General features: G+C 66.5%; 26 protein-coding genes. 2 read left to right on the forward strand and 24 right to left on the reverse strand.

Annotated elements, in window-relative coordinates; translation table 11 throughout:
* Window positions 1–2 precede the first annotated feature (2 nt).
* Window positions 3–1358 (reverse strand): MmgE/PrpD family protein, encoded by a 1356-nt coding sequence (locus tag ACQY4T_RS24075; RefSeq protein WP_428535833.1) that lies wholly within the window; start codon window positions 1356–1358, stop codon window positions 3–5.
* Between the two features lie 286 nt (window positions 1359–1644).
* On the opposite strand from ACQY4T_RS24075, the gene ACQY4T_RS24080 reads away from it, so the two are divergent.
* Entirely contained in the window at window positions 1645–2244 is a 600-nt protein-coding gene (locus ACQY4T_RS24080; protein WP_428535835.1) for a YMGG-like glycine zipper-containing protein, read from the forward strand.
* An 84-nt stretch (window positions 2245–2328) separates the two neighbouring features.
* Here the strand turns inward: ACQY4T_RS24080 and ACQY4T_RS24085 are convergent, their stop codons facing one another.
* From ACQY4T_RS24085 to rph, 13 genes are all read right to left on the reverse strand, one after another.
* On the reverse strand, window positions 2329–3675 hold the full coding sequence (locus ACQY4T_RS24085) for an ABC transporter substrate-binding protein (protein ID WP_428535837.1): 1347 nt from the start codon (window positions 3673–3675) through the stop codon (window positions 2329–2331).
* Between the two features lie 106 nt (window positions 3676–3781).
* The gene (locus ACQY4T_RS24090; RefSeq protein ID WP_428535839.1) at window positions 3782–4399 is read right to left on the reverse strand and encodes an SCO family protein; all 618 of its coding nucleotides are present in this window, start codon (window positions 4397–4399) and stop codon (window positions 3782–3784) included.
* Window positions 4396–5550 (reverse strand): copper resistance D family protein, encoded by a 1155-nt coding sequence (locus ACQY4T_RS24095; protein ID WP_428535841.1) that lies wholly within the window; start codon window positions 5548–5550, stop codon window positions 4396–4398. The genes ACQY4T_RS24090 and ACQY4T_RS24095 overlap by 4 nt, the downstream gene beginning before the upstream one ends.
* Complete coding sequence (locus ACQY4T_RS24100) at window positions 5551–5901, reverse strand: copper resistance CopC family protein (protein ID WP_428535843.1); 351 nt, start codon at window positions 5899–5901, stop codon at window positions 5551–5553.
* Window positions 5902–5905: 4 nt separating this feature from the next.
* Entirely contained in the window at window positions 5906–6856 is a 951-nt protein-coding gene (locus ACQY4T_RS24105; protein ID WP_428535845.1) for a hypothetical protein, read from the reverse strand.
* 59 nt (window positions 6857–6915) lie between these two features.
* Entirely contained in the window at window positions 6916–7299 is a 384-nt protein-coding gene (locus ACQY4T_RS24110; protein WP_428535847.1) for a DUF2946 family protein, read from the reverse strand.
* 52 nt (window positions 7300–7351) lie between these two features.
* Entirely contained in the window at window positions 7352–7900 is a 549-nt protein-coding gene (moaB, locus tag ACQY4T_RS24115; RefSeq protein ID WP_428535849.1) for a molybdenum cofactor biosynthesis protein B, read from the reverse strand.
* 33 nt (window positions 7901–7933) lie between these two features.
* Window positions 7934–9619 carry a transglycosylase SLT domain-containing protein gene (locus tag ACQY4T_RS24120; RefSeq protein ID WP_428535851.1) on the reverse strand — a complete coding sequence of 562 codons (1686 nt, stop codon included), beginning with the start codon at window positions 9617–9619 and terminating at the stop codon, window positions 7934–7936.
* A gap of 317 nt (window positions 9620–9936) precedes the next feature.
* Window positions 9937–10779 (reverse strand): uracil-DNA glycosylase, encoded by an 843-nt coding sequence (locus tag ACQY4T_RS24125; protein WP_428535853.1) that lies wholly within the window; start codon window positions 10777–10779, stop codon window positions 9937–9939.
* Window positions 10772–11386, reverse strand: coding sequence for a thiamine pyrophosphate-dependent enzyme (locus ACQY4T_RS24130; protein WP_428535855.1), 615 nt, complete (start codon window positions 11384–11386; stop codon window positions 10772–10774). The genes ACQY4T_RS24125 and ACQY4T_RS24130 overlap by 8 nt, the downstream gene beginning before the upstream one ends.
* A 12-nt stretch (window positions 11387–11398) precedes the next feature.
* The gene (locus ACQY4T_RS24135) at window positions 11399–11938 is read right to left on the reverse strand and encodes a thiamine pyrophosphate-binding protein (RefSeq protein WP_428535857.1); all 540 of its coding nucleotides are present in this window, start codon (window positions 11936–11938) and stop codon (window positions 11399–11401) included.
* Between the two features lie 117 nt (window positions 11939–12055).
* Window positions 12056–12652 (reverse strand): non-canonical purine NTP pyrophosphatase, encoded by a 597-nt coding sequence (locus ACQY4T_RS24140; RefSeq protein WP_428535859.1) that lies wholly within the window; start codon window positions 12650–12652, stop codon window positions 12056–12058.
* A gap of 2 nt (window positions 12653–12654) precedes the next feature.
* The gene (gene rph, locus ACQY4T_RS24145) at window positions 12655–13371 is read right to left on the reverse strand and encodes a ribonuclease PH (protein ID WP_428543055.1); all 717 of its coding nucleotides are present in this window, start codon (window positions 13369–13371) and stop codon (window positions 12655–12657) included.
* A gap of 202 nt (window positions 13372–13573) precedes the next feature.
* Between rph and ACQY4T_RS24150 the strand changes: the two genes are divergently transcribed.
* Window positions 13574–14221, forward strand: coding sequence for a flavin reductase family protein (locus ACQY4T_RS24150; protein WP_428535861.1), 648 nt, complete (start codon window positions 13574–13576; stop codon window positions 14219–14221).
* A gap of 173 nt (window positions 14222–14394) precedes the next feature.
* On the opposite strand, the gene ACQY4T_RS24155 is transcribed toward ACQY4T_RS24150, so the two are convergent.
* The 10 genes from ACQY4T_RS24155 to ACQY4T_RS24200 form a co-directional block, all read right to left on the reverse strand.
* On the reverse strand, window positions 14395–15372 hold the full coding sequence (locus tag ACQY4T_RS24155; protein ID WP_428535863.1) for a threonine dehydratase: 978 nt from the start codon (window positions 15370–15372) through the stop codon (window positions 14395–14397).
* 85 nt (window positions 15373–15457) lie between these two features.
* On the reverse strand, window positions 15458–15661 hold the full coding sequence (locus ACQY4T_RS24160; protein ID WP_104522754.1) for a cold-shock protein: 204 nt from the start codon (window positions 15659–15661) through the stop codon (window positions 15458–15460).
* A 198-nt stretch (window positions 15662–15859) separates the two neighbouring features.
* A complete protein-coding gene (locus tag ACQY4T_RS24165; protein ID WP_428489589.1) occupies window positions 15860–16063 on the reverse strand; it encodes a cold-shock protein in 204 nt (67 codons plus the stop codon).
* A 186-nt stretch (window positions 16064–16249) separates the two neighbouring features.
* On the reverse strand, window positions 16250–17176 hold the full coding sequence (locus ACQY4T_RS24170; RefSeq protein ID WP_428535866.1) for a glycosyltransferase family 2 protein: 927 nt from the start codon (window positions 17174–17176) through the stop codon (window positions 16250–16252).
* Window positions 17177–17379: 203 nt separating this feature from the next.
* Window positions 17380–17712, reverse strand: coding sequence for a Grx4 family monothiol glutaredoxin (gene grxD / locus ACQY4T_RS24175; protein WP_428535868.1), 333 nt, complete (start codon window positions 17710–17712; stop codon window positions 17380–17382).
* 138 nt (window positions 17713–17850) lie between these two features.
* Window positions 17851–18084, reverse strand: coding sequence for a BolA family protein (locus ACQY4T_RS24180; RefSeq protein ID WP_428535870.1), 234 nt, complete (start codon window positions 18082–18084; stop codon window positions 17851–17853).
* Window positions 18084–20291 (reverse strand): phosphoribosylformylglycinamidine synthase subunit PurL, encoded by a 2208-nt coding sequence (gene purL / locus ACQY4T_RS24185; protein ID WP_428535872.1) that lies wholly within the window; start codon window positions 20289–20291, stop codon window positions 18084–18086. Before purL ends, ACQY4T_RS24180 begins: the two co-directional genes overlap by 1 nt.
* Window positions 20292–20301: 10 nt before the next feature.
* Window positions 20302–20985, reverse strand: coding sequence for a phosphoribosylformylglycinamidine synthase subunit PurQ (purQ, locus tag ACQY4T_RS24190; protein ID WP_428535874.1), 684 nt, complete (start codon window positions 20983–20985; stop codon window positions 20302–20304).
* 64 nt (window positions 20986–21049) lie between these two features.
* On the reverse strand, window positions 21050–21403 hold the full coding sequence (locus ACQY4T_RS24195; protein WP_428543058.1) for a type II toxin-antitoxin system VapC family toxin: 354 nt from the start codon (window positions 21401–21403) through the stop codon (window positions 21050–21052).
* Between the two features lie 26 nt (window positions 21404–21429).
* On the reverse strand, window positions 21430–21648 hold the full coding sequence (locus tag ACQY4T_RS24200) for an AbrB/MazE/SpoVT family DNA-binding domain-containing protein (protein ID WP_428535876.1): 219 nt from the start codon (window positions 21646–21648) through the stop codon (window positions 21430–21432).
* Between the last annotated feature and the right edge of the window lie 153 nt (window positions 21649–21801).

Raw genomic sequence — 21801 nt, forward strand, 5'->3', positions numbered from 1 at the left:
CATCATCCTCGGCCATGCAAACGCAGCAGCGCCACCAGCTCGGCGACGCTGTCCCACTGCTCGCAACCGTCAACCGCCGCCTCAACCGCGCGGGTCCCCTCCGGGGTCAGCACCTCACCCGCCAGCTCGCGGAATTTGGCGCGGATCTCCGACTCCGCGAACGGCTGGTTGAAATCGCCTCGGTGGCTCTCCACCGCCCGCGTCGCTTGCCGTCCATCGGTCAGCGTCACGCTCACTCGGGCCGGTTTCGCGTCCGGCAAACGCGCGGTCATCGCCGGATCCTCGCTGATCCGCACCCGGCCACGCAGCGCCGCGATTGCCGCGTCGCTCAGTGCCGCATCATCCAACGACCCATGGCCGGCGCTCCCATTGACCACCATCGCCGCCGCCGCATGCGGCAGCGAATACTTCGATGCGAAATAGTTCGCCGGTGCAGGATTGCGCATGACCGAGGCAAAGCCATACGTGTCGACATCGATCCGGTCGATCTCACCGGCCGCCGGCCGCAGCTCCCCCAGCAACTCCGCCAATGCGTCGAGCGCCGGATGGATCGGATTGCAGCAGGCATACAGCCGAAAGTAATTCCGTGTGATGTGCCAGGTCGAACCCAGCTTATCCAGCAGGTGGTCGGGATCAAAGCCGGCGCCCACCAGGTTTCCAAGCGCCTGCTCGATGGCGTCGGCCTCGGCCTCAAAGCCGGACGCGGCCAGCTCGGGCGCCAGCACCGCGGCGAAACCGCTCATGCCGCCCGCCACGTTCAACGCCGTCGCGCCCGCCACTACGTTGGTATAGCTGGGCGTCAGCATCAGCGTGACCCCGATCCGCATCGTCCGGCTGATCCCGCCGGCGTCCAGACCCTGCAGCCGAGCCCCCGCGGCGACCGCTGCCAGCAGGCAAGCCTGGCCATTCTGGTGCGCCAGCTTCCACGGAGTGAACGCCCCGCAAAGCCGAGCGGCGATGTCGTAGCCCAGCACGAACGCCGTCATCATCTCCTTGCCCGAACGCCCGAGGGCTTCACCGATGGCCAGCACACCCGGCAGCACCTGAACCGCCGCCTGCCCGGATACCAACCGCAAGCCCTCGCACAACTCGATCGAGCGTCCGGCGATCCCGTTCAGCAAAGCGGCGCTGCGCGCATCGCCCCCCGGCCAGCCTCGGCCATAGATCGTCGCACCCCGCCCAGCCGAATTATCCAGACGCTCGCGCAACGCCCGAACCTCGGGCCGCTGCGACCCGGCGAGAATGACGCCCAGCGTGTCCAGCACCACCAGCTTGGCGTGCCGGCGCACCGCTGGCGGGATGTCGTCCCATTCGGTCCGCGCGGCGAACCGCGCCAGTTCCTCGATCTGCTCGCCCATGCCTCGATCCCCCTTGTCCACTGCACTGCCAGGCCGAATTCGAAGCCGCGATCATGCGGCAGGCGCGGCGACAGCAGAAGCCGCCACCGGCCGCACGCCAATGCAGCGGACTGCGGCGAACAGGAGTTGGGGGCGAACAGGACTGGGGGCGAACAGGACGGGACAAACCCATTGCTTGGGTAAATGTTCACACTATGTTACATCGTGACAACCGGGCACGATCTAGATTATGCCGTCAGGCCGTTCGGTATGGCTGTCTTCGGATATCGGTTCGGGAATCCCTCACATGACACGCGCGGTTTCGGCACTCGGCATCATATCGGTTCTGGCGGTCAGCGCTTGCGCGGTGGCGCCACCGCAAGGGCCCAGCGTCATGGCACTGCCGGCGCAGGGAAAACCGTTCGACGCATTCCAGCAGGATGACGCCACCTGCCGCGGCTATGCCACGCAGCAGACCGGGGGCGCGTCGGCGACCCAGGCAGCCAACAGCAGCGCGGTCGGCAGCGCCGCGCTCGGCACCGCGCTGGGGGCCGGCCTGGGCGCGGCACTGGGTTCGGTTGGCGGTGCGGTCGGTGCCGGCGCGGCGATCGGCGGCGCGACCGGCCTGCTAGCCGGCAGCGCGATCGGTGCCAACAATGCCCAGGCGGCCGGCGGCAACGTGCAGGCCCGTTACGACACCGCCTATACCCAGTGCATGTATTCCAGGGGCAACAGCGTGCAGAGCGCGCCGACCGGATATGCCGCCGGTTACCCGCCCGGCTACTACCCGGCTCCGGCGCCATACTACGGCTACGGCCCAGGATATTTCGGCCCGTCAGTGGTGATCGGTGGCGGTTGGGGTGGCGGCTGGGGCGGCGGCTGGCACGACGGTTACCACCACTGGTAAGCAGCGATAGCGCCACCCGGGCAGATCGCCGACCGGCCAAGGCGGCGCCTGGACAGCGCCCCCGGCCGGCCGGCACACCCTACGTCAACGCGTATACCCGTCGAGTTCGTCCTGCGCCCAGGAAACCACCTGGGGTATCGTCTGGCCCTCGCGCAGACGCGCGAAGATCTGATTGTGCACGCCGCGATTGTAGATCTGCACCGCAACGTCGGGCGAAGCTTCCATCGCGGTCAGCGACGGCTTCTGCCCGCTGTCCGAGCGCAGCGGATAATTGTACACGGTGCCGGTCGGCGGCCCGACCTGTTCCCAGATCTTGAAGTCGTTCAGCTTGGCATACGGCGGCAGGTCGTAGCCATCGCTGGTGATGTCGCGCGCCTCGATATTGTCGCGCTGCATCAGGAACTCCACCAAGTCCTTGCCGGCGCTCTTGTTCGAACTGAAATTGTAGACCCCCCAGAAATAGTCCTGCGTCGGCACGAAGCGCCCCTTCGGCCCAGACGGCGCCGGGAACGTCCAGCAATCCGCCGCCACCGCCGGAGCATCGCGCTTGGCAACCGCCCAGGCCGAGGGCGGATTGAAGATCAGCGCCGACTTGCCGGAGATCAATGCTCGGTTGTTCGACGCGTCGTCATAGCTGACCGCATCGGCCGGATAGAACTTGACCAGCCGCTGCGCATATTCCATCGCCTGGCGGGTGCCGTCGGACTTCAACTGAGACTTGCCCTCGGCATCGATCAAAGCGCCGCCGAACGCGGCAAAGATCGCGCCGTGGGTGTCGGTCGCGTCGGTGTTGAGCCCGCCGCCCATGCCCATCCCGAAGGTCATCTTGCTCTTGGCGGCAAGTTCGGCGAACTTGAGGAAAGTCTCCCAGGTCCAGTTGTCCTGCAGTGCATTCTTCTCGTTCTTCGCCGGATACATCGCCTCCAGGTCCAGCCCGTTCTGCTTGAACCAACTGATCCGCGCGCACGGCGGCTTGGTCTGGGTGCCGCTGCTCGATGGCACCGCCGCCCAATGACCCTTCGACTTGGCCAGGTAGGTGACCACGCTGTTGGTTTCGCCGTTGGCCGCGATCAGCCGGGCCATCACGTCGTCCACCGGCTCCAGCGAGTCGGCGTAGTTCTGCACGTCCCAGGTGATGAACGTCATCACGTCGTGGCCGGCCTTGGCCTGGGTCTCGGCCGCGGGGGTCAACTGCAGCTTGCCGCCCGAGGTGGTGATGAAGTCGGCCGTCACCTCGACCTTGTTCTTGTCCGCCCAGGCATTGACCTGCTTCCTCATGGTATCGTTGGCGCCGGGCACCCAATGGTCCCAGAACCCGATATTGAGTTTTCCGGCGGCGCCCGCGGTGCGGATATGCACCAGCGGCAGCGCGGCCGCCGCGGCGGCCAATTTAACCGCGCCGCGGCGCGAAATATTTCTCGATTTCGACATTTACAGGCTCCCAGTACTGTACGGTTGTTCTACCCTTCTACGGCAAGGCGGGTGCCTTTGGGACTCAAAACCGCCGTCCCCGGGCCGGTTCGGTGCGATTTCGGCCCTAACCCATCAGCTTCTTCAGGTTGGCGGCGATCTGATCGCCCGACTGGTCGGCTCGCACCGGCGCGATGAACCGCCCGTCAGGGCCCATCAGGTAAAGCACCGAACTGTGGTCCACCGAGTAATCGTCCGTCCCGGGCCCGGTCGGATGATCGGCGTAGTACACCCGATACTCCTTCGCCGCCGCGGCAATCTCCTGCGGCGTCCCGGTCAGCCCGGTGAATTCCGGTCCGAACGCCGCGGCATACTGCTTGACCACCGCCGGCGTGTCCCGCTTCGGATCGACCGAGATGAACAACGGCCGAATGCGGCCAGCCGCCGGACCAAGCTTGTCCATCGCATCGGCAACCGCATTCAGCGTGGTCGGGCAGACATCCGGACAGAACGTGTAGCCGAAATACACCAGCATATACTTGCCGCGGAAATCCCGGTCGGTGACCGTCTTGCCGTTGCCGTCCTGCAGCGTGAACGGACCACCGATCGAGATCGGGCCGTTGGCGCCGTTGCCGCTAAGCCACAAAAATCCCCCAGCGCCGATCAGCAGCACCGCCAGCAACACCCCCATCGTCGCATACAGTATCCGGTTCGGCGGGCCCTTCGGCCCAGGGGTCGCGTTCATTTTGAGCTCCGCTCGGTCGCCTGATCGGGTTGACGCGGATGCCACGCACCGCGGTTGTCGTCGGCCCGCCGCCGCCGCCACCACAGCAACGCCGCGCCCACCAACGCCACGCCCAGCACCGCCAGCAGCGCGCCGATCGCCGCCACCTCGCGCCAGGCCTCCGGATTCGTCACCGGGCCGGGCAGCCAGGCAAACGGCCACACCGGCGTGCTTTCGGCGGCCGGCGGCGAAGCGGCCATGAACGCCGCCGCGGCAATGATCGCCAGGCCGATGCCGGTCTCGATCAGCACCGATACACGCAAACGTCGAGCGGCGCCGGGTGCTTCCGCCGTCAGTCGATCGGTCAGCCAAAGCCGGTTGATCGTGGCCAGCATCAGCGCCAACAGAAACAGCGCGATCTTCAGCAGCGCGAAATGGCCATAGCGGGTGCCGAACAACGCCGGCAGGCTGCCGATCAGTTGCATCCCTTGGGCCAGGCCGGTGCCGGCCAGCAGCAGGACACAGCCCAGGCCGATCGGCGAAAACCGCTCGCACACCGCCGCCGCCGCCCCCGGCGGCAGCGCTCTTATGCTGAACCACAACGGCGGCAGCGCTCCCAGCCAGATTCCCGCCGCCAGAAGATGCAGCGATTCCGATAGCACCAGCCCATCGCCCAGCGTCCCCGCCGTCGCCCCGGCATGACCGATTAGGCCCTCGAGGCTCAACGCCGCGGCGGTCAACACGATGGCGCCATAAAGCCTGGCGCGCGCCCCGCCCCGGCGGGCTGCTTTCGTCGCCGGTAGCGGCGCTTGCCGCGTTGCCGACCTCGGCGCTACCAGCAAAACCGCGCCCAGCAGCAACCCCAGCCGTGCCATCAGCACATGGCCGTATCTTGTGTGCAGCGCGACCACCGGCAGCGCGCCGCCCGCGTCAGCCAGCGTGCCGGCACCAGCGATCGCCGCCGCCTGCAAAGCAAACCACGCCGCCCCGGCCAGCAGCGCCACGCCGCCGCTGACCAGGCACACCAGCCGCAGCCGGTTAGCCAACCGGTCCGCCACCACCCAGGCCGCCGGCAACATCCAGGCGATGAAGCCGCCGCCGCCCAACAACGACAGGCAGCCGGCAAGGTGCAGCCCGCGCAGCAGCGCGATGGTGGTGGCGAGGCCGATCATTCAGGGTTTGACAGCGAAGCTGAAATGCCCCTCGGTCTTATGGGTATCGACCGAGGTAACATGCCATTCCACGCTATAAGGCCCTGGCGCCAGGTGCTTCAGCGTGACCCGCAGCACCCGTCCATGGTTCTCTGCCACCGGCTTGCCCTGATCCACTCGGCCGCCGCCGGCATCGGTCACCTGCACCGAACTGAACAGCGGCTCCACCGGTTCGGTGTAGGTCAGCAAGACCGCCGGCGGCGACCCCGAAACCGTCGACCCGACAGCAGGTGAGGCATGATCCAGGAAGGCATGTGCCCACGCCGCCTGACCGATCAGGCACGCGGCGGCGGCAATGATGATTGCTTTCATGGCATCAGAACCAGTCAACGATGGGTTTGCCCAGGCTGTGCGGCAGCAGGTCATCGAAATACAGATGGAACTGGGCGATGACGCCCAAATGCGACCCACTGTCGCGATTACCGGGAACCAGCGCCTCGACCCCGACGGCATAGGTGGTGGCGGTGTAGTTCAGCCCAACACCCCACAGATACTGAGTGCTGTCCTGGTTCGGCTTGCTGGCCGGCGATGACCAGGCCAGCTCGACCACCGGTGTCAGCTTGTTGACGAAGTCGGGCAGGCCGTAATCCTTCACCTCAGCCGACAGATAGCGGATGCTGTATTGCAGCGACAACCCGCCGGTCCAACCATTGGCGATGCCGTTGTTGATCGGCGTGCCGTCGACCGGATCGACCTTCAGCTTCTTGTCGGCGATCTGGTAGCCAAGCTCGCCGGTCAGCGCGAACGGGCGCAGCCAGCCCACCGGAATGTCGCCGAAGCCCTTGGCGAAATACAGCGTCGGGGTGGTCGACCCGCTGTCGTCATTGTCGAGCACCGCGCCGTTGCTGCCGTTGGCGCCGGTGCGCGCGAACTCGCGTTGCACGCCGACCGACAGCAGGATCTCATGCCGGTCGTTCACGTAAGGCTTGTATTTCAGCGTAACGACAAGGTTCTGCCAGCCATTGGCGGTCTTCGCGCCTGGCTGCGTCAGCCAGTTGTAGCCCTGGTTCAGCGCGAACCCGAAATTCTCGGTGATCCGCTTGTCGAACTCGAAGCTTGCCCCATACAGATTGGGCGTCGGGCCGCCGTCGGCCGATTGCGGCTGGTAGCTGAAGGTTGGCAGGCTGGCCTCGTCGGCGACGTTGGCATCGTCGATCAGCAGCGTGCTGATGAACATGTGGTCTCCGGCGAAGCCGTGGGCATCGGCGTGATGGCTCAATGCCAGCGAGCCAACGGCAAGCGAAGCTAACAGGGACAGCGGTCTCATAAGATGGACTCCTGACGCGACAAAGATCAGGCCCGAACGCGACGGGCCGGCGGATGTGCTCAGGAAAGGATCGGCGGTGCCCTTGGCTGCCCGGGCGCCCGATCGGTAATCGGCGGCGCGGTCGCGGGCGGCGGCAGTGCGGTCTTGTCGACCACCACGAGCGCCGGCGGCGACGGACGGTCGATGACCGGAACCAGGACGAAAGCGGCAGCGTTCAGCGCGGCGCAGAACGGGCACGCCAGGCAGTCGGCGGGATGCAACGGTGCTTTCGACGGTCGCCCACCGCCGTCATGTTCCCCACCGCCGTCATGTTCAGTGTGGCACAGTGCGGCAACGCCAGTCAGCGGATCGATCCGCGGCACGCTGGCGCCCACGCCAAGCTGCACCATCAGCGCCAGCAGCACCGCGAACAGCCCCGACGAATGGAAGCGACGGTTCAGCATCCCCGGGCGTCTTACCCCGGTTCAGCGCCGCAGGGAAAGACCGTAAGGCACGCTATTCCGCCGCCGGCTTCAAATGCTCCTGCAACCGAGGCATCAGCTCGACCAGGTTGCAGGGCCGGTGGCGGCTGTCCAACTGCGACACCAGGATATCGTCCCAGCCGTCCTTCACCGCACCCGTGCTGCCTGGCAGCGCGAACAGATACGTCCCCCCGGCGACGCCGCCGATGGCTCTGGATTGCATCGTCGAGGTGCCGATCTTCTGGTAGCTCAGCATGCGGAACAACTCGCCGAAGCCCTCGATGCGCTTCTCGATCACGTGCTCGAACGCTTCCGGCGTCACATCGCGCCCGGTGATTCCGGTGCCCCCGGTGGTGATCACCACGTCGATCAGGGGATCGGCGATCCAGCGCCGCAGCACGCTCTCGATCGCCGCCGTGTCGTCCTTCTCGATGCCGCGTTCGGCGAGCCGATGGCCGGCCTGCTCGATGCGTTCGACCAGCGCGTCGCCCGAGGTGTCGTCGGCCCGGGTGCGGGTGTCCGACACCGTCAACACCGCGATGTTGATCGGGATGAACGGATAACTCTGCTCTGGACGGGCCATGCCTGATACCTCCGGCGGATAGACGCCGAACGGTCACTGCGGGTTCGGCGTCAGGAACGCCAGTCTGCGCCCCTGGCGTGGCGGCGTGAAGCGGGGGAATTCGCCGGCCGCGAGCGCATCGAGGCTGGCCGCCGGCAGGTGCATGCGCGCGGCGTAGATCCACGAATACACCAGGGCGTGCTCTACGAAGCCGCGGGTCTCGGCGATCGGAATGGCTTCGATGAACAGCAGCGGATCGCCCTGGTCGCGCAGCTCCGCGCCCCAGCGGTTGAAATTCCCCGGCCCGGAATTGTAGCTGGCAAGCAACCGTAACAGGTCGTTATCGATACCATCCAGCCCGGCAAGATAGCTGACGTAACGCTGGCCGACGTCGAGGTTGAACGCCGGCTGGTGCAGGCGATCGCCGGCTTCGAGCACATCGCCGGTGATGTACTGCGCCGTCGCCGGCATGATCTGCATCAGGCCGCGGGCGCCGGCCGGCGAAACCGCCCGCGGGTCGAAGTTGGATTCCACCCGGGTCAGCGCATAGACCAATGTCGGATCGATCCTGAACCCGCCGGCCGGCCGCAATCGCGGCAGCGCGAAGTGCAGCTCCGCCTGCTTCAAACCATCCCGCGCATGCAGCGACGCCGCCATCTGCGCCGCGCAGTCCATCATGCCGCTGGCTGAGGCAACCCGCAGCACTGACCGCGCCAGCGCCGGAGCGGCGACCGCATTCGGCCACAGCGCCCGCAGTTCCGCCTCGGCGCGTTCGGGTTGGCCGACCTGCAGCAAGGCGAAGGCGCGCCTACCCCTGGTGGCGGCCGCCACGGCATCGACATCGGACTGGGTCAGCGCCTCTCCCCCTGGCCGCGGCGAGGTGTCCATCCGCAGGATCCGCCGCGCCAGCACGCCGTGAAAGGTAAAGCGCTGCTCCGCCGCGACATGCAGCCAGTGCAGCGCGGCGACCGGATCACCCGTCGCGCGGCCGGCACGCCAGGCCCAGAACGCCGACGCCGAGCGGGTGCGCGCGGGCCCGCTGTCACCGTTCGCGCCGGCCTCGAACAAACCACGTGCCAATGCCAACCGATCCAGCCGCCAGGCCGCCAGGCCGGCGATATAAAACCCCAGTCCGGGCCGATCCGCCGCACCGGCCACCGACAACCGCGCGACACGCAGCGCCTCGGCATCTTCGTTCCGCGTGAACAACACCTGCGCCACCTCGGCGCGCAACTGACCGCCATAGGCGGTATCGACGCCCGGCGCGCGGCCGATCAGGCGTAGTGCCGCCACGGTGGCGCCACGTTGCGCCAGTTCGAGAACGGTTCGATCCAATAACGGCTGCCGATTGATATCGTCGCGCGGCGGGTCGATATCCTCCGGCATCGTCGCCGCTGGGCTGAAACGGCTCAGACTGGCGACGTCCGCCGCCGGCGGCGGAGTCGCGGTCCTCGGCAGCCGGGTCAGCAACAGCGACCGGATCGCCGGCGCCTCGGGCTGATCGCCATAGCGAAGCAGCCAATCCGAGAGTTCGTCCGGCGTGGACCAGTGGTGGCGGCCAAGATAGCGATCCGCCAGCACACTGCCCAGCAGCAGCGGGTCGCTCAGCGCTGCGAGCGAACGGATCGCGTTCGGAATGTCACCACGCGCCTGGAACGCAAACGCGCGCCGTATCAAGTCCGCGTCGCCAGCCTCCAGCGGCCGCGGCAACGCCACGCTCGGCGCGCCGTCCGGCGCCACCGCCGGCGCGGCCTCGCCCAGTGCAATACTGTCAGGTCGCGTGCCATCAGGCCGCGCGCCATCTGTGGCTGCCCCTATGCCGTTCCCCGATTCGGAGCCCTGTCCGTGCGCGGCAGACGCAATCGCCCCCACGAGAATCGTCGCCCCAGCGAGAACCGCCCGGACCCTAGGAAGGCGGGAGAGCGTATAACCGATCCCTCGCATGGCCGTTCCGCTAGCCGCTCCGCCCACGAGACGCAACCACTTGCGATGAGACGAATAACTATTGCTGCGACGGATCGCGGAAAACGGCGATTTAATCTCTGGTTAATCCGCAGTCACGTTTCTGTAGGCGGTTGGTCGATCGCGCGCCGCAACAGCCGCAGTCCTGCCCATGCATCCCGCCGTAGAGGCGGGTTCTTCAGCATGTCCGCAAGCCCCGGCAGGGCCAGCACGGCAAGCGCCGCTGGCATGCCTGGTATGGTCCCCTCGACCCAATTGCGCGGACCGCGCCGCCGAAGCTGCGATTGCGGCAGCATCGCCCGTACCGCGGTGGCTCCGAACAGCACGATCCGCCGCGGCTTCACCAACGCCACCACGCGGTGCAGGAACGGCAGGCAGATGGCGATCTCCCCGGGCGAGGGCGGCCGGCCGCCCGGCGGGCGCCAGGGCAGCAGCGGCGTCAGCATCAGTTCGCCCCGACCCAGCCCGATGCTGGCCAGCATCTGATCCAGCAACTGGCCCTCGGGTCCGGCAAACGGATGGCCGCTGCGGTCCTCTTCGCGGCCCGGAGGCTCACCGATGATCAGCGTGGCGCTGTCGGGATCACCCTCGGCGAACACCAGGTTGCTGGCGGTATCGCGCAAGACGCAGCCGTCGAACCCGGCCAGCGCGGCGCGCAGCTCGTCCAGCGTCGCCGCCCGCCCCGCCAGCGCCAGCGCCCGCTCACCCGGTGTGCCATGACTGCCCGGCGTGCCCTGAGTGCCCTGACTGCCCGGCGGCAACACCCCCACCGGCAGACCGCGCGGCGCTGCACTGGCCGCGGCCGAACTGCCCGCCACCGGACTGCCCGCGACCGGACTGGCCTCGACGGGTCGCAGCCGGTCGACCGGCTCCACCCCAATGCTTTCGTCGGCACCCCATTCAAGCTGCAGCGTCAGCAGGGCTAGCGCGTCATCCAAGCAGTGCGGACCTAAAACGATCTCGCTCTACGTGCGGAACGAGATTCTTCTTGCCGTCATGCGTCGCCGGGCCCTCGGTGACCCGCAGCAGGATGAACGACAGGCCGCCACCCTCGCGCACCAGTCGGCGGCCCTCCGCCATGTCGGCCTCGGCGTTGATCACATGCACCACCGGGAAACCGCAGCCGGCGGCGATCAGGTCCAGCCGCACGCCCAGCCCGGTGTGGCTGTCCTGGTTGCCGGTCTCGCCATAGTGACCATTGTCCACACAGATGATGGTCAGGTTGGGCGGGTTCTGCAGCGCGATCGTTGCCAGCGCGCCGACATTCATCAGCAGTTCGCCGTCGCCGGTCGCCACCAGCACGCGCCGCTTCGGCTGCGCCAGCGCCAGCCCCAGGCCCATCATCGGCGCCGCCCCCATCGCACCGCCAAGCCCGAACAGGCTGGGCGATTCGTGGGTCAGCGCCGACAGCTCCCACGCCGTGCCGGCCAGCCCCGCGACCATCAGGAAGTCACCCGGACGTTCGATCAGCGCCGGCACCGCGCGCCGGCGATCCAGCACGGCATCGGGCAGGCTCGCCGTCTGCAGCTTGTTCAATTTGGCCATGACCGAGTGTCCCTAAAACTTCTTGGCGCCGATCAGGCGCTGAGTCAGCAGCACGGCGACCTGCTGGCCGGACTGGAACGCCATGGTGATCGCGGCGCCCACGGTCGCCGCCACCTCATGCGGATATTCCGCCCGCAATACGATAACCCCCATCGCCCGCAGCACCGGCTCAACCGCCTGGCCCATGGCGAACTGCCACGGATTGCCCTCGCCATACTCGCCCCGCATCGACACCAGCGTCAGCAGCGGAAACCGCGCGCCCTGGGTCAGCGAAAGCATGTTGATGCAGTTGCCGACGCCCGAGGACTGCATCAAAAGCACCGCCCGTGCCCCACCCAGATCGGCGCCGGCAACCATCGCCACGCCTTCCTCCTCGGTGGTCAGCGGCACCGAGTGCGCATCCGGATCCGCCAACGACCGATCGATCAGAACCTTATGCCCGGCATCGGGCACATAGCAGAACTGGGTGACGCCATTGGCCCGCAGCAGATCGTAGATCGCGCCTTGCCAGTTGGTCTTGCCGTCCATACCCGAGCCCGACGCATTCGCCATCATTGTCTTCCTGTTTCGTTACCAACTTGCCGCACCCACCCAAACGACCCGCGGCAACACCCCCGACTACACTGATGCCCCCCGGGGCATCAGTGTAGTCGCGCCGCCGCCGGCGGCTCAACCTAGGCAGAAAGCCAGAACCTGGACGAACGCCCTGGCCCGATGGCTGACCGCGTGCTTGGCGTCCGGGTCCATCTCGCCGAAGGTCGCCTGGGTGCCGCCAGGCAGGAACATGGGATCGTATCCAAAACCCTTATCGCCCCTCGGCGGCCAGACTACCGCACCGTCGGTCCGGCCAAGAAACGTCGCCGTGTGGCCGTCGGGCCACGCCAGGCACAGCGCCGCAACGAACCAGGCGCGCCGGTCAACAGTATCGCCAAGGCGTTGATGCACCTGCTCCATCGCACCGGCGAAATCCTTCGACGGACCGGCCCAGCGGGCAGAGTGTACGCCCGGCGCGCCGCCCAATCCGGCGACACAAAAGCCGGAATCGTCGGACAGTGCCGCTAGCCCGCTTGCCGTCGCCGCCGCCACCGCCTTGATCCGAGCATTGCCGGCGAAATCCGCCGCGTCCTCCTCCGGTTCGGGCAATCCAAGCGCGGCGGCCGACACCAGCTTGATGCCAACCGGGCCAAGCAGCGCGGCGAACTCGCGCAGCTTGCCCGCGTTGTGACTGGCCAGCACCACTTGCTGACCCTGGCTGAGCGTGCGCACCGTCAGCCCACAAGCGCGCCGCGCTGCTGGGCGAACAGCACTCCGGTGCCGGCGCGGGCAAGCGCCAGAAGCTGCTGGAACTGCGCCTCGGTGAACGCACTCTTTTCCGCCGTGGCCTGGATCTCCACGAGGCCGCCGGCATCGGTCAGCACGAAGTTGGCGTCGGCATCGGCGCCCGAATCCTCGTCGTAGTCCAGGTCCAGCACCGTCTCGCCGGACACGATGCCGCAGGACACCGCGGCGACCTGCCCGGTCAGCGGCACCGTCTTCAGCACGTTTATCTTGACCAGGTGGCGAAACGCCAGCGACAGCGCCACCCAGGCGCCGGTGATCGCGGCGCAGCGCGTGCCGCCGTCGGCGTTCAGCACGTCGCAGTCCAGCGTGATCGACATCTCGCCCATCGCGGCGCGGTCCACCACGGCACGCAGTGACCGCCCGATCAGGCGCTGGATTTCCTGGGTGCGGCCGGATTGCTTGCCGCGCGCCGCCTCGCGATCGCCCCTTGTGTGGGTCGCCCGCGGCAGCATGCCGTATTCCGCGGTGACCCAGCCCAGCCCGGTGTTGCGCAGGAACGGCGGAACCCTAGTTTCCACGCTGGCGGCACACAACACCTCGGTATTGCCCATGCGGATCAGCGCCGAACCCTCGGCGTGGCGGGCGAAGCCGGTGGTGATCGACACCGCGCGGAGTGCGTCGGCGCCACGGCCGGATGGGCGCATGGATCTGGGTCCCTGGATGGTTTCGGCCCCGACCATACAGCCTGGCGGGATGCCCGCAACACCACCCCCGCGCACCACCACCGGTGCACCACCCCCCGCCACCACCACCGGCACCACCCCGGGCGGCCCGTCCGGTATGCCCGCCTGGACAGCGGGCCAGCCACCGCCTAACGCTGCCACCCAGCAATCATATGAGGCCGTCATGCTGTTCGACTTTGTCGACATCGAGAACGACAATATCTACAAGCTGCTGACCTCGACCGTCGGGCCGCGGCCGATCGCGTGGGTCACCACGCAAGACACCGACGGCACGCTGAACGCGGCGCCGTTCTCGTTCTTCAACGCCGTCTCCGGCAACCCCCCGGTGCTCGCCTTCGGCATCGGCGGCCGCGCCCCCGGCGACGTCAAGGACACCGGCGGCAACATCCGCCGCACCGGGCAATTCGTCATCAACCTGGTCAGCTACGAACTGGCCGAACCGATGAACGTCACCGCGATCGATTTCCCCAAGCACGTCGACGAACTGAAGGAAGCCGGCCTGACCACGGCCGCCTCGCACCACGTCAAGCCGCCGCGCATCGCGGAGGCCCCGGTCTCGTTCGAATGCGAACGCCTGGTCGTCGTCGAGGTCGGCATCGACCGCGCCGTGGTGCTCGGCAAGGTGCTAGCGGTCCACGTCCGCGACGACTGCGTGCTGGACAAGGATCGCTGCTACATCGACACGCCGAAGCTCGACCTGATCGGGCGCATGCATGGCCGTGGCTGGTACGCCCGGGTGACCGACCGGTTTGAGTTGCCGCGCATCCCGCTCGACGAATGGCCGGCACGCAAGGCCAAGGCCGCCGAATAGCAGGTTGTCCAACGCCCAGCACGGGCCGGCGTGATTCTGGATTTGGCGGAGGTAACCGCCAGGACCGCTTTTTTTCTCTATGCCAACATCGGCTTGAATGGAAAGTCAGGCCGATAAAGTTGCTCGCTCAAAACACAGAGCAGAAGTTACGGCCACCCTGAAACCGCTCTGGTCTACCCGACCCACGACCGGAACAGCGCAAGATCGATATTGCCGCCACTGGCGATCAACCCGACGCGCTTGCCGCGCATCACCTCGCGCTCTTTGATCAACGCGGCCAACGGGGCCGCTCCGGCCCCCTCGACGAGGTTGTGCGTGTCGGTCCAGTACACCCGGATCGCTTCCGCGATGGCCGCGTCCTCGACCGTCACGACGCGGGCGGCGGCGCCGAGGATAATGCGCAATGCCTCCGGGTCGGGTTGCCGCACCGCGATGCCATCGGCCCTGGTATCCGCCCGGTTGCCGGCAACGACGCAGCCGGCTGCGAACGATCGCGCATAACAGTCGGCGCCGACGCTTTGCACCCCGATGACCTCGGTGCCGAGGCCCAGCAGGTCGCGCGCCAGAATTGTGCCGCAAATGCCGGACCCAAGCCCGATCGGCACATAGACCGCGTCCAGCGGCGGTGCCGAACGGAACAGTTCCAACGCATAGCTGGCCACGCCCTTGACCAGGTCGGGCGCGAATGACGGCACGAATACCAGGTCCTCGGCAGCGGCGCGGCGCTGCGCGGCCTCACGGGCCTCCTCGAAATCAGCACCGTGCTCGATCAGCGTGGCGCCCAGCGCCGCCATCGCCGCGTTCTTTTCCGCACTATTGCCGACCGGGACGACGATCACCACTGGCAGGCCGAAGTGGCCGCCGGCCCAGGCCAGCGACTGACCGTGATTGCCACGCGTCGCCGAAATCAGCCCGCGCCCCCGATGCCCTCCCGCCTCGTCGCTGCTTGTCCGCTCCTGGCGTGAATACCCCTCGGCGAACACCACCCCGCCGCGAACCTTGAAGGCGCCGGTCGGCAGATGGTTCTCGTGCTTGACCCAAACCTCGGCACCGATCCGCTTGCGCAGTAGCGGCCAGGCGATTTGCGGCGTTGCGGACAGATGGACGTGGACCACGTCGGCGGCGCGTTCAAGCTCCGACAAAGAGAACATGGAACCACCTCGCGGGCATGGATCTGACCTGGTGCCGTCTGCCAACGGCCCAGCCGGGGAATACTGTCGGGGAAGCGGCGCTAGGTCAGGCCAGCTTCAGGTTGGTGGCCGCTGCCTTGCCACGTTCCATCGCTACTTCGTAGCTGACCTTCTGCCCATCGTTCAGCCCCTTGAGGCCGGCGGCTTGAACCGCCGTGATGTGAACGAAGACGTCCTTGCCGCCGTCCTGCGGCATGATGAAGCCATACCCTTTTGTCGCGTTGAACCATTTAACCGTTCCGACGGCCATGGTCTTATCCTCCTCAGAATTACGACCGGCTGTCCCACCAACCGGCCGCTTAGCCGAAGCCTCCCAAAGCCTCGCGGCTCGTCTCCGAGGTTCGACGCGCAACACGCCGGACGTGGACGACAAGCAAGCCACTACGAGCAACGCACCAATGGCGCGAGACTGGGGTCCGCCTGCTGGGGCGAACTCAGACCCGGGTCACTAGGCAGGCTTCAGGTTCGTCGCCGTCGACTTGCCGCGCTCCATTGCGACGTCGAAGGTGACTTTCTGTCCTTCGTCCAATCCGCGCAGGCCGGCAGCCTGAACCGCGGTGATGTGGACGAACACATCCTTGCCGCCATCCTGCGGCATGATGAATCCATAACCCTTGGTGGTGTTGAACCACTTGACTGTGCCGGTCGTCATGTCTGCGTCCTTCTCCGTCCATGCATCGTCGCAAGATCACGCGATGCTTAAGACAACCGGGTCTTTGGACCTCCTGAGGCAGCCGAAGACGGGAGCGCAGAAAGGCAAGCCAAATACGATTGCACGGGATAGTTGGCACTAAATCCGGGTATGCTGTCAATCACACTACCGATAGCGAATCCGCTGTCAGGCAACCCGATGATACGGGCGAAATGGCCCGACGCGGCCCCACGAAAGCCCGATCATCGCCAGCCGCTTCAGATTCGGCGCATCGCACAACGACCGTCCAAGCCAGCGCTGGCCGTCCCGCAATCGGCCATGTCGAATCAATTCGCGACCCACCGCCCACGCGGTTTCCGCCTCCGCCCGGCGCTTCAGATAGCGCATCCGAGCCTGACCCAGCCGGTCGGCGAAAGCCGGGTTGGAATGGATCGCATCCATCGCCGGGCGATAGGCGGCGGGGTCGGTGGCATGCGACAGATAGGCGCTGCCGGGGCGTTCACGAACGAACAGCAACGGCCCGTCGGATTGGACCGCATGAAATTCGCCGCGCAACGCCAAGCGCGTCCAATACTCCCAGTCCTCGCCATACGACAGGTCGGTGCGAAACCCACCGGCGTCGGCGATCGCCTCGCGCCGGATCAGCAGGTGGCCGCCGTTGGCAAACAGGTTGCGGATCATCAGACGCTCCAGCAGGCACCCGTCAGGCGCGGCGGGGGACAGCCAGCCGCCCCGGTTCGCCCCGACCCGGGCGTAGCGTCCGCATGCCGCGACCGCCCACGGCGCGGCGTCGAGTGCTGCCGCCAGCAGTGACAACGCGTCCAGCGCCAACCAGTCGTCACCATCCAGGAATAGCACCGCGTCGTGGCCAGCGCTCAAGGCCTGATCAATACCGCGATTGCGCGCGCTGGAGACCCCTGCGTTGTCTTGCCGGATCAGGCTGATGCGAGGGTCCCGGATCTCGCCGGCCACCGCGGCGGTGGCATCGGTTGACCCATCATCGACGACGATCAGCGACCAGTCGGCATGGGTTTGATCGATGACCGACTGCAAGCTACGGCGCAGGAACGCCGCAACGTTAAACGCGGGAACAATGACGCCGATACGCAACACTACTCGCCTCCGATGGCGGAAGGCCAAGTATCGTGCGCATTGAGTGAAGAAGCGGTTAACGCAGCCAAGATGCCGCGTTTGCGCCGGGCTAAAACGTCACGTCAGAGCCGGACCATGCCGGGCCGGACGATGCCAGGCCGGACCATGCCGGGCTTGACCGAAGCGATACACCTCGCCTCGGCTAGCAACTCGTGTCGCCTTGTTCAGGCCTTGACCGGCAAGCCCTGCTGCTTCATCAGCGTCTCCAGCTCACCGTCCTGGAACATTTCGGTGATGATATCGCACCCGCCGACAAACTCGCCCTTGACGTAAAGCTGCGGGATCGTCGGCCACTGCGAGAACGCCTTGATGCCCTCGCGCAGTTCGGCATCCTCCAGAATGTTGGCGGACTGGAACGCAACGCCCATGTGGGTCAGGATCTGGATCACCCGCGCCGAGAACCCGCATTGCGGAAACATCGGCGTTCCCTTCATGTAGAGCATCACGTCGTTCTGCGTGATGTCGTTCTGGATTCGCTGGGAAACTGTGTCAGCCATGCTGCGCAACTCCTTGAAATAGAACTCTGTGTCACGGCCGGAATTCGGCCCGGTCAACCCACGCCCTCGCCGATCTTACGACCCGATGTCACAACCGTCCCGGGCCGATCCAATCAGGACCAGCGCCAACTCACCTGATTATTCGGGTGCCGAGGTCTGTAATGCAAGGGCATGGAGCTCACCACCCATCCGGCCACGCAGCGCCGCATAAACGATCTGATGCTGCTTGACCCGGGAAATCCCGCGAAACGACTCGCTGACCACGCTCGCGGCATAGTGGTCGCCGTCGCCGGCGAGATCCTCCACGGTGACACTTGCATCCGGCAACGCCGCCCGGATCAGCGCCTCGATCTCGTTGGCCGCCATCGCCATCAGGTGCTTTCCTTCCAGCTTCCGTCCATCCACGACGGCAGAAACCGCTCGTGCGCCGCGCGCAGCGCCGCAATCGATATCGTGCCGCCATCGGGCAGAGTCAAATCCTGCCCGCCCGAGGTGCCCAGCCGCAGCGCCGGTATCCCGGCCGCCTCGGCGGTGCGGGTGAAGTTGGCATGATCCGGCACCGCGACGATGTAGCGCGCCTGGTCCTCGCCGAACCAGAAGGCGTGGCCAGGGACATCGCGCGGGTGGGTGGACAGTCGGGCACCGATCCCGCTCAGCATCGCCATCTCGGCGATCGCCACCAGGATGCCGCCGTCGGAGACGTCGTGGCAGGCGCGGATCGTGCCGTCCAGGATGTGACCGCGGATGAAGTCGCCGTTGGCCTTCTCCACCGCCAGATCGACCGGCGGCGGCGCGCCGTCCTCGCGTCCAGCGATCTCGCGCAGCCAGATCGACTGGCCCAGCCAACCGGTGGTGGCGCCGATCAGCACGATGTCCAGCCAGGGCGGCAGCCCCAGCCCGACCGCCTTGGCCGCGTCATCCAGCACGCCGAGGCCGCCGATCGCCGGCGTCGGCAGCACCGCTCGGCCCTCGGTCTCATTGTAGAGGCTGACATTGCCCGACACGACGGGGAAATCCAGCGCCTCGCAGGCCGCCGCCATGCCGCGAATCGCGGCGGCGAACTGGCCCATGATCTCGGGCTTTTCCGGATTGCCGAAATTCATGTTGTCGGTGATCGCCAGCGGCCTGGCACCCACCGCGGTCAGGTTGCGCCAGGCTTCGGCGACCGCCTGGGCACCGCCGGTTTCCGGATCCGCCAGGCAGTAGCGCGGCGTGCAATCGGTGGTCAGCGCCAGCGCCCGCCGCAGCCCTTCCAGCTTCACCACGGCGGCGTCAGCGGCGCCGGGACGCTTCACCGTCTGGCCGCCGACGGTGCTATCATACTGGTCCCACACCCAGGCCCTGGAGCACAGATCCGGGCAGCCCACGAGTTTCTCCAGCGCCCGGGTCAGCCCGAAACGATCCTCGATCCGCGCCGGGTTCAGCTTTTCCGATTTCGGCGTATCGACCGTCGGCCGCGTGTACAACGGCGCCTGATCGTTCAACGGCGCCAGCGGAATGTCGGCCTGCACCGCACCCTGGTGGCGCACCACGATGCGCCCCGAATCGGTAATCCGCCCAATCACCGCGAAATCCAGATCCCACTTGTCGAAGATGTCGCGCGCCAGTTGCTCGCGGTCCGGACGCAGCACCATCAGCATGCGTTCCTGGCTTTCGGACAGCATGAACTCATAGGCGGTCATCCCGCTCTCACGCGCCGGCACCCGGTCGAGGTCGAGCTCGATGCCGACCCCGCCCTTGGCGGCCATTTCCACCGACGAGCTGGTCAGCCCCGCCGCCCCCATGTCCTGGATGGCGACGATCGCGTCGGTGGCCATCAGTTCGAGACAGGCCTCGATCAGCAGCTTCTCGGTGAACGGGTCGCCGACCTGGACGGTGGGACGCTTGTCCTCGGACTCCGCGGCGAACTCGGCTGACGCCATGGTCGCGCCGTGGATGCCGTCACGCCCGGTCTTCGACCCGACATAGACCACCGGGTTGCCGATACCGGCAGCGGCGGACAGGAAGATCCGGTCCTTCGCCGCGATCCCGACGGTCATCGCGTTGACCAGCGGATTGCCGTCATAGGCCGGGTGAAAATTGATCTCGCCACCGACCGTCGGCACGCCGACGCAGTTGCCGTAGCCGCCAATGCCGCGCACCACGCCATCGACGATCCGTCTGGTGCGCGGATCGCCGGCGCGGCCGAAGCGCAGCGCGTTCAGGTTGGCGATCGGCCTGGCACCCATGGTGAAAACGTCGCGCAGGATGCCGCCCACGCCAGTCGCCGCGCCCTGGTATGGTTCGATGAAGCTCGGGTGGTTATGGCTCTCCATCTTGAACACCGCGGCCAAGCCGTCGCCGATATCGACCACGCCGGCATTCTCCCCGGGGCCGTGGATCACCCAGGCCGCCTTGCTCGGAAGCTGCTTCAGCCACACCCGAGACGACTTGTAGCTGCAATGCTCCGACCACATCACGCTGAACACGCCGAGCTCGGTCAGGCTGGGGGTGCGCCCCATGATGGCCAGCACGCGGCCGTACTCCTCGGCGCTAAGGCCGAAACTGCGGGCGGTGGCTTCGTCGACGGTTGGGTCCATGCCCCAGTGTCTACGCCGCGGCGAGCGCGTCGAACAGCTTCTTGCCGTCAATGCCGCCCATCAGCGGATCGACCAGGTCCTCGGGGTGCGGCATCAGCCCCAGCACGCGCAGGTTCGGGCTGAGGATGCCGGCGATGCTGCGCGCGCTGCCGTTCAGGTTTGCCTGCTGGATCACCTCCCCCGATCGCGTCGCATAGCGCAGCGCCACCAGGTTCTCACCCTCTAGTCGGTCGAGCGTAGCGGCATCGGCGAAATAGTTGCCGTCACCGTGCGCCAGCACGGCGCGGAACGTCTGGCCCTGCCGGTAGTGGCGAGTGAACGCGGTGTCGGCGCGCTCGACCCGCAGGTGGCAGTCCATCGACAGGAACCGCAACGAGGCGTTGCGCAACAGCGCGCCCGGCAAGATGCCCGCCTCGGTCAGGATCTGAAAGCCGTTGCACACCCCAAGCACGTAGCCACCGCGCGCGGCATGATCGCCCACCGCGCGCATGATCGGCGAATGCGCGGCCATCGCGCCGCAGCGAAGGTAGTCGCCGAAGCTGAAGCCGCCGGGGATGACGATCAGGTCGACGCCCGACAGATCGCTGTCCTTGTGCCAGATCATTTTCGGTGCGCGGCCAAAGGCGGCCTGCAACGCGATCGCCATGTCGCGTTCGCGGTTGATGCCGGGGAAGATGATGATTCCTGCTTGCATGGGACCCGTTGGTGCGTTGTGAGCGGGTCATTAGCGTTGTTCGGCAATGGAGACAATCAACAGGTTACGCGGTTGGCTTGGGGAGGTAGCGGACGCCGTAAAGGTTTTCGAAGTGCCGGTCGCAGGTCAGCAGGTCGCCGTCATACGCCCTTGCGGTTGCGTATATGATCGCGTCCGCGGTGGGCAGTTGATGTTCGGCGCCGAGTTCAGCAGCGTAAAGCGCAACGGCGGTGGTCAAATCGATGACGACGCAGGTCGTGGTGAACGCAACGAGTTGGTCGGCTATGTCCGAACGGGAGTCCCGGCGCGCCCATTTGGCGAGTTCCAATTGAACGATGGTCGGCACCAAACATTCGTTTGGTTGAGGTAACTCGTTATCGAGTGCCTCGCCAAGTCGCGAGCCTTCGAGCCATTCAATTCAGGCTGAAGTGTCGACGAGTCGCATCAATATCGGTCATTCCGGTCCCGGTAGTTTTCGGTATTGGCCCCTCGCATCGATCCCGCGAGGTCGTCCCGTCGCGGGACCGGAACAAGCATGACGCCACCATCTTTCGGAATGATTGCAAATTTTTGGCCCGGCTGCCACTTCCGTGAAGAGCGGATGGATGCCGGGATCGAAATCTGGAACTTGCTGGACAGGGTGGCAGCGTCGGACGGCGGCATGACACAATCTCCATCGATCACGTCTCTTTAAGAAATTAACAGGGTGGCGGATGCGAGGGAAGGTTACTCGCCCAGAGCAGAGGTTCCGCTTATTCGTCCTCCGCTGCGCCGGCCATGCTGTCCGCGGCAGGCGCCAAGTTCCCCTGGATGACC

The organism is Rhodopila sp., assembly GCF_965277825.1.
Classification (GTDB): domain Bacteria; phylum Pseudomonadota; class Alphaproteobacteria; order Acetobacterales; family Acetobacteraceae; genus Rhodopila.